General features: G+C 71.6%; 14 protein-coding genes and 2 pseudogenes. 7 read left to right on the top strand and 9 right to left on the bottom strand.

From position 1 onward, the window contains the following. Positions 1-1,002, bottom strand: a pseudogene (locus ACZ6KY_RS08035) (sulfatase-like hydrolase/transferase); the annotation flags it as partial. 65 nt (positions 1,003-1,067) lie between these two features. Between ACZ6KY_RS08035 and ACZ6KY_RS08030 the strand changes: the two are divergent. After that, positions 1,068-1,439, top strand: a complete 372-nt coding sequence (locus ACZ6KY_RS08030; protein ID WP_469309470.1) for a hypothetical protein — start codon at positions 1,068-1,070, stop codon at positions 1,437-1,439. Between the two features lie 181 nt (positions 1,440-1,620). Here ACZ6KY_RS08030 and ACZ6KY_RS08025 read toward each other — a convergent pair whose 3' ends face one another. Next, positions 1,621-2,286, bottom strand: coding sequence for a HalD/BesD family halogenase (locus ACZ6KY_RS08025; protein ID WP_469309469.1), 666 nt, complete (start codon positions 2,284-2,286; stop codon positions 1,621-1,623). 31 nt (positions 2,287-2,317) lie between these two features. On the opposite strand from ACZ6KY_RS08025, the pseudogene ACZ6KY_RS08020 reads away from it, so the two are divergent. Further along, a pseudogene (locus ACZ6KY_RS08020) lies at positions 2,318-2,581 on the top strand (hypothetical protein); the annotation flags it as partial. Between the two features lie 13 nt (positions 2,582-2,594). On the opposite strand, the gene alc reads toward ACZ6KY_RS08020, so the two are convergent. Together alc and allB are read right to left on the bottom strand one after the other, a co-directional pair. After that, a complete protein-coding gene (gene alc, locus ACZ6KY_RS08015; protein WP_469309468.1) occupies positions 2,595-3,749 on the bottom strand; it encodes an allantoicase in 1,155 nt (384 codons plus the stop codon). Positions 3,750-3,925: 176 nt separating this feature from the next. After that, positions 3,926-5,266, bottom strand: a complete 1,341-nt coding sequence (allB, locus tag ACZ6KY_RS08010; RefSeq protein WP_469309467.1) for an allantoinase AllB — start codon at positions 5,264-5,266, stop codon at positions 3,926-3,928. A gap of 294 nt (positions 5,267-5,560) precedes the next feature. Here allB and ACZ6KY_RS08005 point away from each other — a divergent pair, with 294 nt between their 5' ends. Next, the gene (locus ACZ6KY_RS08005; RefSeq protein WP_469309466.1) at positions 5,561-6,367 is read left to right on the top strand and encodes an IclR family transcriptional regulator; all 807 of its coding nucleotides are present in this window, start codon (positions 5,561-5,563) and stop codon (positions 6,365-6,367) included. Between the two features lie 174 nt (positions 6,368-6,541). Here the strand turns inward: ACZ6KY_RS08005 and ACZ6KY_RS08000 are convergent, their stop codons facing one another. After that, a complete protein-coding gene (locus ACZ6KY_RS08000; protein ID WP_469309465.1) occupies positions 6,542-7,228 on the bottom strand; it encodes an ABC transporter ATP-binding protein in 687 nt (228 codons plus the stop codon). 154 nt (positions 7,229-7,382) lie between these two features. After that, positions 7,383-8,420 (bottom strand): ABC transporter permease, encoded by a 1,038-nt coding sequence (locus ACZ6KY_RS07995; RefSeq protein ID WP_469309464.1) that lies wholly within the window; start codon positions 8,418-8,420, stop codon positions 7,383-7,385. A 223-nt stretch (positions 8,421-8,643) separates the two neighbouring features. On the opposite strand from ACZ6KY_RS07995, the gene ACZ6KY_RS07990 reads away from it, so the two are divergent. Together ACZ6KY_RS07990 and ACZ6KY_RS07985 are read left to right on the top strand one after the other, a co-directional pair. Then, positions 8,644-9,909, top strand: coding sequence for a sensor histidine kinase (locus tag ACZ6KY_RS07990; protein WP_469309463.1), 1,266 nt, complete (start codon positions 8,644-8,646; stop codon positions 9,907-9,909). Next, complete coding sequence (locus tag ACZ6KY_RS07985) at positions 9,906-10,538, top strand: response regulator (protein WP_469309462.1); 633 nt, start codon at positions 9,906-9,908, stop codon at positions 10,536-10,538. Before ACZ6KY_RS07990 ends, ACZ6KY_RS07985 begins: the two co-directional genes overlap by 4 nt. 50 nt (positions 10,539-10,588) lie before the next feature. Here ACZ6KY_RS07985 and ACZ6KY_RS07980 read toward each other — a convergent pair whose 3' ends face one another. Then, the gene (locus ACZ6KY_RS07980; protein ID WP_469309461.1) at positions 10,589-10,912 is read right to left on the bottom strand and encodes a DUF5955 family protein; all 324 of its coding nucleotides are present in this window, start codon (positions 10,910-10,912) and stop codon (positions 10,589-10,591) included. Positions 10,913-11,137: 225 nt separating this feature from the next. Here ACZ6KY_RS07980 and ACZ6KY_RS07975 point away from each other — a divergent pair, with 225 nt between their 5' ends. Both ACZ6KY_RS07975 and aceB read left to right on the top strand, forming a co-directional pair. After that, entirely contained in the window at positions 11,138-11,737 is a 600-nt protein-coding gene (locus ACZ6KY_RS07975; protein ID WP_469309460.1) for a nucleotidyltransferase family protein, read from the top strand. A 276-nt stretch (positions 11,738-12,013) separates the two neighbouring features. Next, positions 12,014-13,648 (top strand): malate synthase A, encoded by a 1,635-nt coding sequence (aceB, locus tag ACZ6KY_RS07970; protein WP_469309459.1) that lies wholly within the window; start codon positions 12,014-12,016, stop codon positions 13,646-13,648. A gap of 7 nt (positions 13,649-13,655) precedes the next feature. Here aceB and ACZ6KY_RS07965 read toward each other — a convergent pair whose 3' ends face one another. Further along, positions 13,656-13,964 (bottom strand): Rdx family protein, encoded by a 309-nt coding sequence (locus tag ACZ6KY_RS07965; protein WP_469309458.1) that lies wholly within the window; start codon positions 13,962-13,964, stop codon positions 13,656-13,658. After that, entirely contained in the window at positions 13,961-14,875 is a 915-nt protein-coding gene (locus ACZ6KY_RS07960; RefSeq protein WP_469309457.1) for a HipA family kinase, read from the bottom strand. The genes ACZ6KY_RS07965 and ACZ6KY_RS07960 overlap by 4 nt, the downstream gene beginning before the upstream one ends. Positions 14,876-15,182 lie beyond the last annotated feature (307 nt).

Genomic DNA, 15,182 nt, shown 5'->3' with positions numbered 1-15,182 from the left:
GCCGGTGGCGCGGTGGCGCGGTGGCGCGGTGGCGCGGTGGCGCGGTGGCGCGGTGGCGCGGTGGCGCGGTGGCGCGGTGGCGCGGTGGCGCGGTGGCGCGGTGGCGCGGTGGCGCGGTGGCGCGGTGGCGCGGTGGCCGAGCATCTCGAAGTACTGGGTGCGGTGCCGTGTCGGCGCCCCGGGGTCGTCGAAGGTGTGGGCGAAGCCGACCCCGTGCAACGGGGACTGGGTGACACCGTTGACCGTCGCGGGCGGCTCGATCCCCAGCACGTCCAGGATCGTGGGGGTCATGTCGACCAGGTGGGCGTACTGGGTGCGCACCTCGCCGCGGGCCTTGATGCTGGCCGGCCAGTGGACGAGGAAGGGATCGCTGGCGCCGCCGCGGCAGGTCTCCCTCTTCCAGCGGCGGAGGGGGGTGTTGCCCGCCCAGGTCCAACCCCACGGGTAGTGGTCGAAGTGGTCAGGGCCGCCGAGTTCGTCGATCGCCTTGATGGACTTCTCGATCGGCTCGGCGGCGTTGTTGGAGAACTGGGACTCGTTGGTCGTTCCGGTGACGCCGCCCTCGGCACCGGCACCGTTGTCGGAGACGACCATGATCAGCGTGTTGTCGAACCCGCCGATCTCCCTGAGGTAGTCCGGCAGCCGCCCGATCTGGTGGTCGGTGTGCGACAGGAACCCGGCGTAGACCTCCATCATGCGGGTGGCCAGGCGCCGCGCGTCGGGGGTCAGTGAGTCCCACTCCGGGACGTCCGGGTCGTGGCGGGACAGCACGGCGTCCGGGGGTGCGACGCCGAGGCCCTTCTGCTTGGCGAACGCCTTCTCGCGGTAGGCGTCCCAGCCGTCGTCGAACAGCCCCCGGTAGCGGTCCGCCCACTCCTTGGCCACGTGGTGCGGCGCGTGCGTGGCCCCGGTGGAGAGGTTGAGGTGGAACGGCTTGTCCGGGGCAGCCTGCTTCGCGTCGGAGATGAACGTCATCGCCCGTTCCGCCAGATCTTCTGTGAGGTGGTAGCCCTCCGTTTCCCCGGGTGGGTGCCTACGTGGTCAGCCGAGCGGTGGCCGGTCAGTAGGTGGCTCGGGTCGCCGCCCTAGATGTCGCCGACGGCGAACTCGTCGATGGTCGAGCCGTAGCTGGTGACGCCTCCGAGCAGGCATCCTGCGCTGAGTTCGACCAGGCTGCTGGTGGTGCGCCCGCGGGCGCGCGTGGTTCCCCCGGCGAAGGTGCCGGTGGCGATGGATCCGCCCTCCAGGGAGAAGGACTGTGTGTCGCCGCGGACGTCGTCTGGTCGATGACCGTGCGGCTTCCGTCGTTCCAGTTGATCGTCGCCTTGGCGTATCCGGGCCCGAAGGGGCCGGGGCAGGCAGCGGTGAGGGTGGCTTCGATCCGGACCGTGCCGCCGGTGATCTTCGGGTGTGTGGTGGAGGAGCAGATGCCCACCTGATCAGCGCACGCCGACGGCCGAACAGGGAATCTTCACGGTTCGACTCGGGATCTCCGCACGCAGCGAGCCACGTTCCGCCTGGGGCGGCTGTCTCGTCTTGCGTGACTTGTCTCCGTCTCACCCGACGTTGTCCCGCTGCCAGGGGCAATGTCCATGGAACAGCGCAGGACGACGGTGGTGATCAGTACAGCTGGGAGCTGGAAGGGGTCACAGCCCGTTGCCGGTCCGGGGTGGTGTAGGCGAAGTTGAGGACAGTACGACGCAGGCCGGGGTGGCGGAGCGGGGTGACGCGGTGGGCGGTGGTGTCGCTGCGCAGCAGATAGCCGTCGCCGGGCCGGTGGTGGGCGTGGCGGGCTGTGTTGGTCTGCAGGGTGTCCAGGTCGACGGTGTGGGGGACGTACTCCAGTAGTCCGCCGTGGTCGGGGTCGGCAGGTGCCTCGATGAACAGCACCAGGGCCAGGGGGTAGTCGTCGGTGTGAGCGCCGTGGGTGTCCCCCTGCTGGTGGAGGCTGTTGATGACGTGCCGTTCGAGCGGGTCCTTCACCGGGACGGCCTCCATGCCTGCGATCCGGCCGAGCAGGCCGAGCAGGTGCTCGTCGCGGTACAACTGCGGGATCAGCTCGGATTCCCGGGCGATGACGTGGCCGCCGAGTGTGGTCATGTGGCGGGGCGAGCGATCCATGCATTCCATGTCGAAGTCTCGCCGTGCGGCAAGTTTTCCCAGCCGTCGCACCTCGCTGTCCAGGACCGGCAGCACCTCGGGCCGCACCAGGGCCGGCAGGGGCAGGTAGCCGTCGGCGGCGAAGCAGTCACGCAGGACGCAGGTGTACTCGGGTAGGGACAACACGGACACGCCTTACCCGGCTCCGTCCGCAACCATGTCGTGTGGGTCACCTCGTCACCCATACGGCATGGTTGGTCCCGGAAACGCAACTGAGGGACAACCTCGGGTGAGACGGCAGGGCTTGCGACGTCTCACCCGGCCGCCGCTCCGCCGCGACGGACGTGTCGACGCCCGCCCGGCACTGGTCGCCGAGGAACATGACTCCAACGCCTGCAACGGCGTCCTGAACGCCCTCGGAGTCGCCGACGCCCTCATCGGCTGCGGCCGCTACCGGCGGGTCCTCGTAGCCTGCGGCGAGACCCTGGGCCGGCTCAGCCGCCCAGTTCCTGGTGGCGTGCCGTCAGGCGTGATGCGCCCTCTTCCGTCAGGGAGCCGAAGAGGCGCAGGCGGGAGATACCGCCGTCGGGGAAGATGTCCACGCGCGCGTGGGTACCGACGACGGGTTCGGCGAGGGTGAAGCGGTGGTTGGTGTCGGGCTGGAGACGGGTGCGGGGCAGGATCTCCGTCCACTCCCCCGCACCGCCTTCGCCGCGTTCTCCGCCTTCGCCGTTCCTCACCGACACCGACGCCCATCCGGCGCTGTTGCCCTTCAGGTACGCCGTGTCGATCTCGATGGCTCGGATCTCGGACCGGGCCACGAGCCGGTAGCGGATCCAGTCGTTGCCGTTGTCCCGGCGCCGGCGGGTCTCCCAGCCGTCGTCCATCTTGCGGGAACGGCCCGGCTGGATGGTGTTGGTGGCGGGTGAGTAGAAGAGGTTGGAGGCGTCCTCGACCTGTCCGCCGTTCTCCAGGGCGACCACGTCGAAGGTACCGAGGGCGGACAGCCAGCGCGGGTCGGGCACGACCTCTCCGTACACGCGCAGTCGCGCGATGCCCCCGTCGGGGTGCTGGTTGACGCGCAGGTGGGTGAAACGCTGCTCTACGGAGACGGCGAATCCGTTGGCCGCGTGACCGCCGACCGGCGTACGCGGTACGAGGGCCGTCCACTTCACGTCGTGCGCGAGGAGTTCCTCGGGAGAGGGTGAACCGGACACCGACGTGCCCTCGACCGACACCGCTTGCGGATAGTTGCCGCGGAAGTGGGCCGTGTCGATGACGATCCCGCGGATGACCCCGGGGGCACCGAGGCGTACCAGGGCCCAGTCGTGGTCCTCTGCGGTCGGCCAGGGGTGCCCGGCCGAGGCACCGCGGCGCCGGCGGGTCTCCCAGCCGTCCATGATCTTGCCCTTGTGACCGAAGCGCTCGGGGTCGAACGCGGCGGCCTCGGCCACGAGGAGGTTCTCGCGCTGGGCGAAGAACTCGTCGTTGGCGGCGACGACCCCGGCGCCGAGCTGCCGGTCCGCCAGGTTGGCGTACTGGGTGAAGGGGAAGTCGGCGGTGCGGTAGTCCGCGTACGGGTCGCCGCCTCCGTAGGGGTTCGCGTCTCCGGTGAAGGTGGCCGGAACGGGTGGGCGCTGCGCCGTCACGATGATCGATCTGCCTTTCGGGGGTCGGCCGTTGCGGATGCGGTGCGGATGCCGGAGTGCGGTGCGGATGCCGGAGTGCGGTGCGGCGGTCGGAGTGCGGTGCGGCGGTCGGTGTGCGGATCCGTGAAGCGAATCGGTTCGAGGTGAATCGCATACGGGTGGCGGGCGAGGTCAGGTCAGGGGTGGCGGGTGAGGAGGTGTCCGGTGGGCTCGGTGAACCGGCCCTCGGCGGCGATGCGTTCGCCGCGCAGCCAGGTCGACTTCACGACGCCGCTGAGGGTCCTGCCCGCGTACGCCGTCACCCGGTTGCGGTGCTGGAGCGCGGCGGGGTCGACGGTGAAGGTCTCGTCGGGGGCGAGCACCGCGAAGTCGGCGTCGCGGCCCGCCTCGATGGCGCCCTTGCGGTCGCCGAGGCCGACCAGTTCGGCCGTACGGGAGGACATCCAGCGGACCACGTCCTCCAGGCCGTGGCCGCGCCTGCGGGCCTCGGTCCAGACGGCGGACAGGCTCAGTTGAAGGCCGGAGATGCCGCCCCACGCGGTCGCGAAGTCGTCCGTCTTCAGGTCGGCGGTCGACGGCGAGTGGTCGGTGACCACGCAGTCGATCGTGCCGTCGGCCAGCGCCTGCCACAGCAGGTCCTGGTTGGCGGCCTCGCGGATGGGCGGGCAGCACTTGAACTCGCTGGCGCCGTCCGGTACTTCCTCGGCGGTCAGGGTGAGGTAGTGCGGGCAGGTCTCCACGGTGAGCCGGACGCCGTCGGCCTTCGCGGCGGCGATCAGCGGGAGTGCGTCGCTCGACGACAGGTGCAGCACGTGCACGCGCGCGTCGAGGCGCCTGGCCTGCGCGACGAGGCTCGCGATGGCGGTGTCCTCGGCGTCACGGGGGCGCGAGGCGAGGAAGTCGGCGTACTTCCGGCCGCTCCTCTGCGGGGCGGCGGCCAGGTGGTGCGGGTCCTCGGCGTGCACGATCAGCAGGCCGCCGAAGCCGGCGATCTCGGCGAGGGACCGGGCCAGTTGCTCCTGGTCGAGTTCGGGGAACTCCTCGACCCCCGAGGGCGACAGGAACGCCTTGAACCCGAAGACCCCGGCGTCGTGCAGGGGTCGCAGGTCCTTGACGTTGTCGGGCAGCGAGCCGCCCCAGAAGCCGACGTCGATGTGCGCCTTGGAGCGGGCGACGTCCTTCTTCGTACGGAGGTTGTCGACCGTCGTCGTGGGCGGGAGGGAGTTGAGCGGCATGTCGATCAGGGTGGTGATGCCGCCGGCCGCCGCGGCGCGCGTCGCCGTCCAGAAGCCCTCCCACTCGGTGCGGCCGGGGTCGTTCACATGAACGTGGGTGTCGACGAGGCCGGGCAGCAGCACGTCGTCGCCGAAGTCCTCGAACCGGGCGCCGGGTGGTACCTCGGCCTCGTGCGGGAGCACGGCCGTGATCTTCCCCGCGGCGACCGCGACCGAAGCGGCACGCGTCCCCTCGGGAGTGATGACGCGCGTCGAGCGCAGCACCAGTTCGACATCGGACACCCGGACCCCTCTCTCCGCGGCCGTTGACTCCCGCTGTCGCCGGTTTACTTCCGCGTAACGGAATTCAACTTTCTGTTGAAGAAGTCTTCACTCCGGCCCTCCCGCCGTCAAGGGTTCGTTTCTCCAGCCTCCCTCGATCCGTCCCACTCCCGCCGCCGACCTGCCCGACTCTGGAGGTTTCCACAAGGCGAAATCAGACTTCCGGCAGGCAGAATGCAGTAGTGCACAACCCGGCAGTCGATCGACTGCCGGGTAGGCTGCGTTCCTGCCCGCCCGCCCGAAAGGACCGCCGCCGTGCCGCCGTCCAGCGCCAGCACCACCGACGCCGCCAAATCATCCGCTCCCAGTGGCGGCGTCCAGTCCCTCGAGCGCGCTTTCGATCTGCTGGAACGCATGGCGGACGCCGGGGGCGAGGTCGGTCTGAGCGAGCTCTCCGCGAGCAGCGGGTTGCCGCTGCCGACCATTCACCGGCTGATGCGCACCCTGGTGGCCTGCGGATACGTACGGCAGCAGACCAACCGCCGATACGCGCTCGGTCCCCGGCTGATCCGCCTCGGCGAGTCCGCCTCCCGGCTGCTCGGCACCTGGGCCCGCCCCTATCTGGCGCGCCTGGTCGAGGAGACCGGCGAGACCGCGAACATGGCGCTGCTCGACGGGGACGAGATCGTCTACGTCGCCCAGGTGCCGTCCAAGCACTCCATGCGCATGTTCACCGAGGTGGGCCGCCGGGTGCTGCCGCACTCCACGGGCGTCGGCAAGGCGCTGCTGGCCCACACCCCGGACGACGAGGTGCGCGCGCTGCTCGCCCGTACCGGGATGCCCGCCGCGACGGAGAAGACGATCACCACGCCGGACGGCTTCCTCGCCGCGCTCGACGAGGTGCGCAGGACCGGCTACGCGATCGACGACAACGAGCAGGAGATCGGCGTCCGCTGCCTGGCCGTCTCCGTGCCCGACTCCCCGACCGCCGCCGCGATCTCGATCTCCGGCCCGGCCGGCCGGGTCACCGAGGCCGCCACCGAGAAGATCGTGCCGGTACTCCAGCAGGTCGCGGCCGAGCTGTCGGAGGCCCTGGCCAGCTCGGGCCCGGGCACCAACTGACGCGACCGGATCCCGGCTCTGTTCAGCCCGGGCCGACGTGAAGCAGGCCCGCCACCCGACCCGACCGGATCAGCCCAGGCCGGCCGGCTTTAGCCCAGGTCGGCTCGACCCGGCTCAGCTCCGGCCGACTCGAATCAGGCCCGCCCGGTCCAACCCGGGCCGACCGAGTCCGGCTCAGTTCGATCCGGACGTCGCGACGGGTGCCTCCAGGCGTCCGTCCGCCATCTCCCGTACCGCGTCCGCCTCGCCGAGGTGGGCGCGGTCGTGTGTCACGAGGACGGTCGCCGTTCCGCGTTCACGGGTGAGCCGGACCAGCAGGTCGAGCACCGCCGTGCCGCGTTCGTGGTCGAGGGCACTGGTCGGCTCGTCGACCAGGAGCACCGACGGCTCGTTGACCAGCGCGCGGGCGATGTTCACCCGCTGCCGCTGACCGCCGGAGAGCTGGTGGGGACGCCGGTGCGCCAGCTCGCCGAGCCCGACCGCGGCGAGCAACTCCCTTGCCCGGTCCGCCACTTGGCGGCGTCCGTCCAGGTGACCCATCACCTGGAGCTGCTCCAGCGCGGTCAGTGAGGGCAGCAGGTTCGGCTGCTGGAACACGATCCCGATCTCGCGCCGCCGCAGCACGGCCCGCTCGGCGGAGGTCAGCGTCCCCGTCTCCGTACCGCCGACGAGAACGCGCCCGCGCTCCGGCGTGACGAGAGTCGCGGCGACCGCGAGAAGGCTGGACTTGCCGGATCCCGAGGGGCCGACGACAGCCGTCATGGTTCCGGCCGGTACCAGGAGGCCGACACCGTCCAGAGCGGTCAGCCGGCCGTCGCCGTCCGGGTAGGTGAGGGTGATGTCGTCCAGGGTCAGGCTCATGGGGCACTCTCTCGTGGGTCGGTCCGGCACTTCGGTCCGCCGTCGCCGGGCACTCCCGGCACCTTCATCGGGCACTCCCCGGGACCGTCATCGGGCGCTCCCTGAATTCGTGTCGGGCACTCCCCGGCACTCTCATCGGGCACTCCCAACACCCTCATCGGGCGCTTCCCAGCGCGGTCAGCGGGTCGACGGCGGTGATCCGCCGGACGGACAGGCCCGCGCCCAGCGCCCCGAGGGCGATCATCACGGCGGCGGGTCCGAGCACGGTCGGCCCGTCCAGCACGAACGGCACGTCGCCACCCCGTACGAGGGCGCCGGCTCCGGCGGCGAGGCCGGTACCCAGCAGCGTCCCGGCGGCGAGCATGAGCACCGCCTGACCGAGCGCGTCCCGCAGCAGATACGGCGTGGAGGCGCCCAGCGCCTTCAGGACGGCGATGTCGGACGACCGCTGGATCGTCCAGACCGTGAAGAACGCCCCTATGACGAGTGCCGAGATGACGAAGAGGAATCCGCGCATGAGCTGGAGCGAACCGTTCTCGGCCCGGTAGGAGCCGATGGCGGTGAGGGCGTCGTCCCGGGTGAGCGTCTTCGTCCCGGCGGCACGGTCGGCCGCCGCCAGATCAACGCCGTCGGTCCGCAGCGCGATCACCGTCGCCGGGCCGGAGAGTTCCGTCCACACGACGGGGGTGTGGCTGTACGAGGCATGGCCCGCCACGGCCGCGACGGTCAGCGCGGAGCCGCCGAGCCGTACCCGGTCCCCGGGCGTGACGTCGAGCGCGGCGGCTGCCTTCTCGGACAGCACGACACGGCCGGGGGCGACCCCCGCCGGGGCGATCCCCGAGTCAGGCCGCACGGCGAAGGAGGACACCGCGGCCGTACGCTTCCCGGCGGCCGCGTTCAGAGTGCGGATGCCGATCGGCTCGGCCGAGGTGACGCCGGGCCTGTCGGCCCAGGTCCGCCCCGCGCGCGAGGACACCTCCGAGCCGGTGAAGGCCACGGACTGCCCCGCGGGTGGCGCGGCGAAGGCCAGGTGGTCGGCGGCCAGCCCGGTGACCGCCGAGGTGTTCTCCTCGGCGAGCCCGGCGGTCAGCCCGGACAGCAGCCCCACGAGCAGGGTGATCAGTACGACCACGGCTCCCATGAGGGTGAACCGCCCCTTGGCGAACCGTAGGTCTCTCCATGCGACGAACATGCCTCAACCCTGCTGCCCGGACCGTGTCCGGGGCATCGCGCCACGGCATGGTTCACCCGCGCCGGAAGAGGGGCGCCCGTGTCACCGGGAGACGGACCGGCGGGAACCGGAGGAACGACGGCCCACGGACGGGGGAGGTAGGCCGCGCGGCCAAAGGGGGCGGCCGGGTTTCAACCTTTCGGTTGACCGTGGCCGGCCCCGCCCCGCCTACCCTGGAACGACCATGAATGTCCGCCGCCACTCCCCCGTCGTCGCCACCCTGCGCCTGTGCCTGTACGTCCTGCTCGCGGGGCTTCTCCTGCTGGCCGCCCTGCGTTCCAAGGACAGCGGGCACCCGACGGCGGTCGTCCTGTCGGTCCTCGTGACCGGCGCGGTGCTCGTGGCGGGCGCGGCCGGCCCGGCGGTCCACCGTTCACGGCGTGCGGCCGCGGTGTGGGTGGCCGCCCTCAGCGCGAGCTGGCTGGTGCTCGTCACGCTCTCACCGGACGGGCTGTGGGTGGCGTTCCCGCTCTACTTCCTGCAACTGCATCTGCTGCCGGTGCGCTGGAGCCTGCCCGCGGTCGCCCTGACCGCCGGGGCGGCCATCGCGAGTTTCGTGGCGCACGGCGCGCCCCTCACACCCGGCGCGTTCATCGGCCCGCTGCTCGGGGCGGGGGTCGCGGTCGCCACGGTCCTCGGGTACGAGGCGCTGTACCGGGAGAGCGAGCGCCGCCGCGAGCTGATCGAGGAGCTCATCGCCGCCCGCGCCGAGCTGGCCGAGGCCGAGCGCGCCGCGGGCACGCTCGCCGAGCGGGAGCGGCTCGCCCGCGAGATCCACGACACGCTCGCCCAGGGCCTGTCCAGCATCCAGCTCCTGCTGCGCGCCGCCCAGCGTCTGCTGCCCGCCGGCTCCCCGGCCGCCCCGCATCTGGAGCAGGCCCGCGCGACCGCCCAGGACAACCTCGCCGAGGCCCGCCGCTTCGTACGCGCTCTCACCCCGCCCGATCTGGAACACGGCTCGCTGGCCGCCGCGCTGGAGCGGCTGTGCCGGTCGGCCGCCGTGGACACGCCGAAGGTCCACTTCTCGGTGAGCGGCCCGCCTGCCGAGCTTCCGACCCCGTACGAGGTGGCCCTGCTGCGGATCGCGCAGTCGGCGCTCGGCAACACGCTGCGCCACGCGCGCGCCGGCCGCGCGGAGATCACGCTCAGCTTCATGGACACCTCGGTCGCCCTGGACGTGGTCGACGACGGTGCCGGCTTCGCCCCCGGCGGCGTACGGCCGGACGGGAACCGTACGGAAGCGGACCAGGTGGACGGGGGCTTCGGCCTCCCCGCGATGCGCTCGCGGGCCGAGTCGCTGGGCGGGACGTTCACCGTCGAGTCGGCACCTGGACAGGGCACCGCCGTGGCGGTCACGCTGCCGCTGCCCGTCACCGGGGAGCCGCCGGAGACGGCGTCCGCGGACGCCGACCGGCTTCCGCTGCCGCGCGCCGCGGGGAGCCGCACATGACCGTTCGTCTGCTGCTCGCGGACGACCATCCCGTCGTCCGCGCCGGACTGCGCGCCGTGCTGTCCGCGGAGCCGGACTTCGAGATCGTCGCGGAGGCGCCGACGGCGGAGGCCGCGGTGGAGCGCGCCGGAGCGGGCGGCGTGGACGTGGTCCTCATGGACCTCCAGTTCGGTGCCGGGATGCACGGAGCGGAGGCCACGGCGGTCATCACGGCACGCCCCGGCGCGCCCCGGGTCCTCGTCCTCACCACCTACGACACCGACGCGGACATCCTCGCCGCGGTCGAGGCGGGCGCCTCCGGCTACCTGCTGAAGGACGCCCCTCCCGAAGAGCTCTCCGCCGCCGTGCGCACCGCCGCGTCGGGTCACTCGGCACTCGCCCCGAAGGTCGCCGACCGCCTCATGGACCGCATGCGCACCCCCGCCGCCGCCCTCAGCCGTCGCGAACTGGAAGTCCTCGAACTGGTCAAGGACGGTCTCTCGAACCAGCAGATCAGCAAGAAACTGTTCCTGAGCCAGGCGACCGTGAAGTCCCATCTGGTGCACATCTACGCGAAGTTGGGCGTGGACTCCCGCACCTCGGCGGTGGCGGCGGCCACCGAGCGGGGCGTCATCCGCAGACGGGGCTAGGTCCTCGTGCCCCGCGTACGTCTGCCGCCGGGTCCAGTGCGGGGATTCGCCTACTGGCGGGTTCGGTGCGGGGGTTCTCCGAAGAGTTCGATCGCGTTGCGGACGTCCGCGAGGCGGGTCGACAGGGCGCTGACCGAGCCGATCGCGCCCGCGACCAGGAGGAGCGAGCGGCGCAGCCGGGGGATCTCCGGGAGGCCTCCGGCGGCCATCGCGGCGAGGGCCGCGAGCTCGTCCTCGGCGATGCCGCGGTCGGGGAACTCGACCGGATGCACGGCGAGTTCACGGCGCAGCCGGGAGACGGCGGTGCGTAACTCCGCCACTCTCGGATCCTCGTCGCTGCCGGTCACTGACCTCTGTCCCAAGCTCCGCAACACAGCTCTCCCCCTCGCGCGCCGTTCTGCGTCGGTCCCTCGTAGTCGGTCCCTCGTATGTCGGCCCCAGCTCCCCGTGGCGGTGGTCGGGCGCCGGGGGACGCGGGCCAGTAAACGCCACCTGGTGCGCCGGGCGCCACCGCGCGGACCGAAATTCAGCCCCGGGGACACCGGGGTGAGGGCCCGGGTTCCGGGGCGTGCTCCGGCCCGGTCGGGTATGCAGGGAACATGACGGAGAACAAGGACGAGGTGGCCGGGCTGTTGCTGGCGGCCGGCGGCGGACGGCGTCTCGGGGGCCGCCCCAAGGCACTCCTGCCCCACCGGGGACGACCTCTCGTCGAACACGCGGTCGGGGTGTTGCGCGCCGGCGGCTGCACCCGGATCCATGTCGTCCTCGGCGCGCGGGCCGATGACGTACGGGATCAGACGTCGCTGGCCGGGTGTGTCCTCGTGGACAACCCGCGGTGGGAGGAGGGCATGGGTTCCTCGCTTCGGGCCGGGCTCGACTCGCTGACGGACTCGGGGGCGCGGGCCGCGCTGGTGTCGTTGGTCGACCAGCCGGGGATCGGCCGGGAGGCGGTGGCCCGGGTGCTCGCCGCGTACACCTCTCCGCAGACGCTCGCCGCGGCGGCCTACGACGGGGAGCGCGGCCATCCCGTGCTGTTCGGGGCCGGCCACTGGGCCGGGATCGCGGCGACCGCCACCGGCGACCGGGGAGCGCGCGCCTACCTGAAGGCCCATGAGGACGCGGTCACCCTCGTCGAGTGCGGGGATGTGGCGCGGGCGTACGACATCGACACGGAGGCCGACCTGGTCCACCTTGAGTGAGCGGGGTGGCACCCAGCGCCACCTTCTGTCGACCCGGAGAATCTCGACATCAACAAACCATTGAACTTCCACGATGAGGAAATTAGTATCCACTGTTCAGAAGCGCCCCGCCGTGTCGAGGGCGGCCGGCGCCGTCCCCGCGCGCCACGGCACCGGGTGCCAGGCGCGGTGACGCCGCCCATGGTTCGCTCGCATGACCCGTATGCGGATCGCCCGCACGCGGTTCGTCCGTATGTGGCTCGCCCGCACGTAGCTCGCTGAAGGAAGTGACAGCTCATGTCCGCACCAGCGCCGTCCCCGCTGGCCATCGTCGACGCCGAGCCCCTGCCCCGGCAGGAGGAGGTCCTCACCGACGCGGCCCTCGCCTTCGTGGCCGAGCTGCACCGGCTGTTCACGCCCCGGCGTGACGAGCTCCTCGCCCGCCGCGCGGAGCGCCGCGCCGAGATCGCCCGCACCTCCACGCTCGACTTCCTCCCGGAGACCGCCGCGATCCGCGCGGACGACTCCTGGAGGGTGGCCCCCGCTCCGGCCGCGCTGAACGACCGCCGGGTCGAGATCACCGGCCCCACCGACCGCAAGATGACGATCAACGCCCTCAACTCGGGCGCCAGGGTCTGGCTCGCGGACTTCGAGGACGCCTCGGCGCCCACCTGGGAGAACGTGGTCACCGGTCAGCTCAACCTGATGGACGCGTACACCCGCGGCATCGACTTCACCGACCCGGGCTCCGGCAAGTCGTACGCCCTCAAGCCGGACGACGAGCTCGCGACCGTCGTGATGCGGCCGCGCGGCTGGCATCTGAACGAGCGTCACCTCGTCGCCGCCGACGGAACGCCCGTCCCCGGCGCGCTGGTCGACTTCGGCCTGTACTTCTTCCACAACGCCCAGCGGCTGATCGACCTCGGCAAGGGCCCGTACTTCTACCTGCCGAAGACGGAGTCCCACCTCGAAGCCCGCCTGTGGAACGAGGTGTTCGTCTTCGCGCAGGACTACGTCGGCATCCCGCAGGGCACGGTCCGCGCGACCGTCCTGATCGAGACGATCACGGCCGCGTACGAGATGGACGAGATCCTCTACGAACTCCGCGACCACGCCGCCGGGTTGAACGCCGGACGCTGGGACTATCTCTTCTCCATCGTCAAGAACTTCCGTGACGGCGGTACCAAGTTCGTGCTGCCGGACCGCAACGCCGTCACGATGACCGCGCCGTTCATGCGCGCCTACACCGAACTCCTCGTCCGCACCTGCCACAAGCGCGGCGCCCACGCGATCGGCGGCATGGCCGCGTTCATCCCCTCGCGGCGCGACGAAGAGGTCAACAAGGTCGCCTTCGAGAAGGTCAAGGCCGACAAGGACCGTGAGGCGGGCGACGGCTTCGACGGCTCGTGGGTGGCCCACCCCGACCTCGTCCCGATCGCGATGGCCTCCTTCGACGCCGTCCTCGGTGACCGGCCGAACCAGAAGGAGCGGCTGCGCGAGGACGTGTCGGTCGCGCCCGGCGACCTCATCGCCGTCGACTCGCTCGACGCCCGGCCGACGTACGACGGTCTGGTCAACGCCGTTCAGGTCGGCATCCGTTACATCGAGGCCTGGCTGCGCGGGCTCGGCGCGGTCGCCATCTTCAACCTCATGGAGGACGCCGCCACCGCCGAGATCTCGCGCTCGCAGATCTGGCAGTGGATCAACGCCGGTGTCGTCTTCGAGCACGACGGCCGGACCGTGGCGGCCACCCCGGAACTGGCCCGTGAGATCGCCGCGCGTGAACTCGCGGACATCCGCGCCGAGACCGGCGAGGAGACCTTCGCGGCCGGCCGCTGGCAGCAGGCGCACGACCTGCTCCTGAAGGTCGCGCTGGACGAGGACTACGCGGACTTCCTGACGCTGCCCGCGTACGAGCAACTGACCGGCTGAGACGGCCTCAGTTCGCGCTGTCCGTCCGGTCCCGGTTCGCCGGTCCGTCCGAGTGGCCCAGGGATCGCTCCGGGGCCACTCGGTCGCGTACCAGGCGCTTGACCGCCGTGGGCTCGGGGAAGCCCTGCTCGCGGCGGTCCCAGATCACCTCGTCGTTGACCCGGACGACGAAGACGCCACCGGTGCCGGGCTTCAGCGACAGCTCGTCGAGCTCCGCCTCGAAGGTGGTCAGCAGCTCCTGGGCCAGCCAGGCCGCGCGGGGCAGCCAGCGGCACTGGGTGCAGTACTCGATCTGGACCCGCTGGGCGTCCGTCATCCGAGATGCACCGACCAATCCTGTTCGGCCGCCGGTTTGCCGTGCAGGTCAGGGACCTGCTTGAGCCAGTCGGGCCGCCCCCTCCGGGTCCGCTCCGCGCGATCGGCGTCCTCGGCGGCGAGCTGCTCGCGGGTGGGGAAGTCCGTGGGGAGCCAGGCCGCGGAGGCCCGGGCCCGGGCGAGGAGATAGCCGACGTACGCCTCACGGACCGCGTCGGGGCCCGAGAAGCCGGGCTCGTCCGTGAGCCAGGCGTCGGGCACCTCGGCCAGGACCGCGCGCAGCAGCTCCTCGGTCACCCGGGGCGCGAGTTCGGCGTCGGCCGCGCGGGTGTCCGGGTGATGGCCGCCGAGCGCGTGGCGCCGGAAGTCGTACGCCTTCTCCGGCGAGGAGGTGTCCCAGCGGTGGTGGAAGACGAGGGCGGCGCCGTGGTCGATCAGCCACAGTCGCGGCGGCGCGACGCCGAGGGTGGGCCAGATCATCAGGTTCGAGCTGTGCACGGTGCGGTCCACGTTGACCGTGAGGGCGTCCAGCCAGATCACCCGGCCCGCCTCCAGCGGGTCGACGGGGAACGCCCTCGCGACCTCCGGGGTGAAGTCCTTCGCGCCCGGCAGCCAGTCCATGCCCAGGTTGAGCCCGGCACTGGCCCGCAGCAGGTCCTGGACCTCCTGGTGGGGCTCGTGCCCGCCGACGGCCGGGTCGAAGTGGACGAGGACCAGCTCGGGGAACCGCAGCCCGAGGGCGCGGGCCAGCTCACCGACGATGATCTCGGCGACCAGCGCCTTGTGGCCCTGGGCGGCACCGGTGAACTTCACGACGTAGGTCCCCAGGTCGTCGGCCTCGACGAGACCCGGCAGTGAGCCGCCCTCACGCAGGGGCGCGACGTAGCGGGTCACGGTGACGTCATTCAGCATTTTCCCAGGCCATCCGAGTCCTCGGCCTCACAGTCCAGGTTTGACTCCAGGCATTGCGTGACCATGGTAACCGCGCGTCACCAGCGGCGAGGCGCGTCCCGCCGCCACGTCGATTTCTGGTCACTTCGTCGGCCATTTCCGCGCTGCCCCGCCCGGCGCAGAGGGCACCGCCTCCACTGGGGCAATCGGAGATCGCCCCACTTGGCCCCACTTATGAGTGACGAGATTTTGATCCCATAGGGGACGCCCGAGGATTTCGTCAGGAATTTTGTCGCATCTTGGCTATTTCCTGTTCGCGACGCCAGCC

Source organism: Streptomyces sp. NPDC042002 (assembly GCF_055588305.1).
This window is presented reverse-complemented; position numbering and strand designations above follow the sequence as displayed.

Coding starts and splice junctions, on each gene's coding strand:
- ACZ6KY_RS08000 (WP_469309465.1), bottom strand. CDS start 7,228: ATGAGCCTGACCCTGGACGACATCACCCTCACCTACCCGGACGGCGAC.
- ACZ6KY_RS07995 (WP_469309464.1), bottom strand. CDS start 8,420: ATGTTCGTCGCATGGAGAGACCTACGGTTCGCCAAGGGGCGGTTCACC.
- ACZ6KY_RS07990 (WP_469309463.1), top strand. CDS start 8,644: ATGAATGTCCGCCGCCACTCCCCCGTCGTCGCCACCCTGCGCCTGTGC.
- ACZ6KY_RS07985 (WP_469309462.1), top strand. CDS start 9,906: ATGACCGTTCGTCTGCTGCTCGCGGACGACCATCCCGTCGTCCGCGCC.
- ACZ6KY_RS07975 (WP_469309460.1), top strand. CDS start 11,138: ATGACGGAGAACAAGGACGAGGTGGCCGGGCTGTTGCTGGCGGCCGGC.
- aceB (WP_469309459.1), top strand. CDS start 12,014: ATGTCCGCACCAGCGCCGTCCCCGCTGGCCATCGTCGACGCCGAGCCC.
- ACZ6KY_RS07965 (WP_469309458.1), bottom strand. CDS start 13,964: ATGACGGACGCCCAGCGGGTCCAGATCGAGTACTGCACCCAGTGCCGC.
- ACZ6KY_RS07960 (WP_469309457.1), bottom strand. CDS start 14,875: ATGCTGAATGACGTCACCGTGACCCGCTACGTCGCGCCCCTGCGTGAG.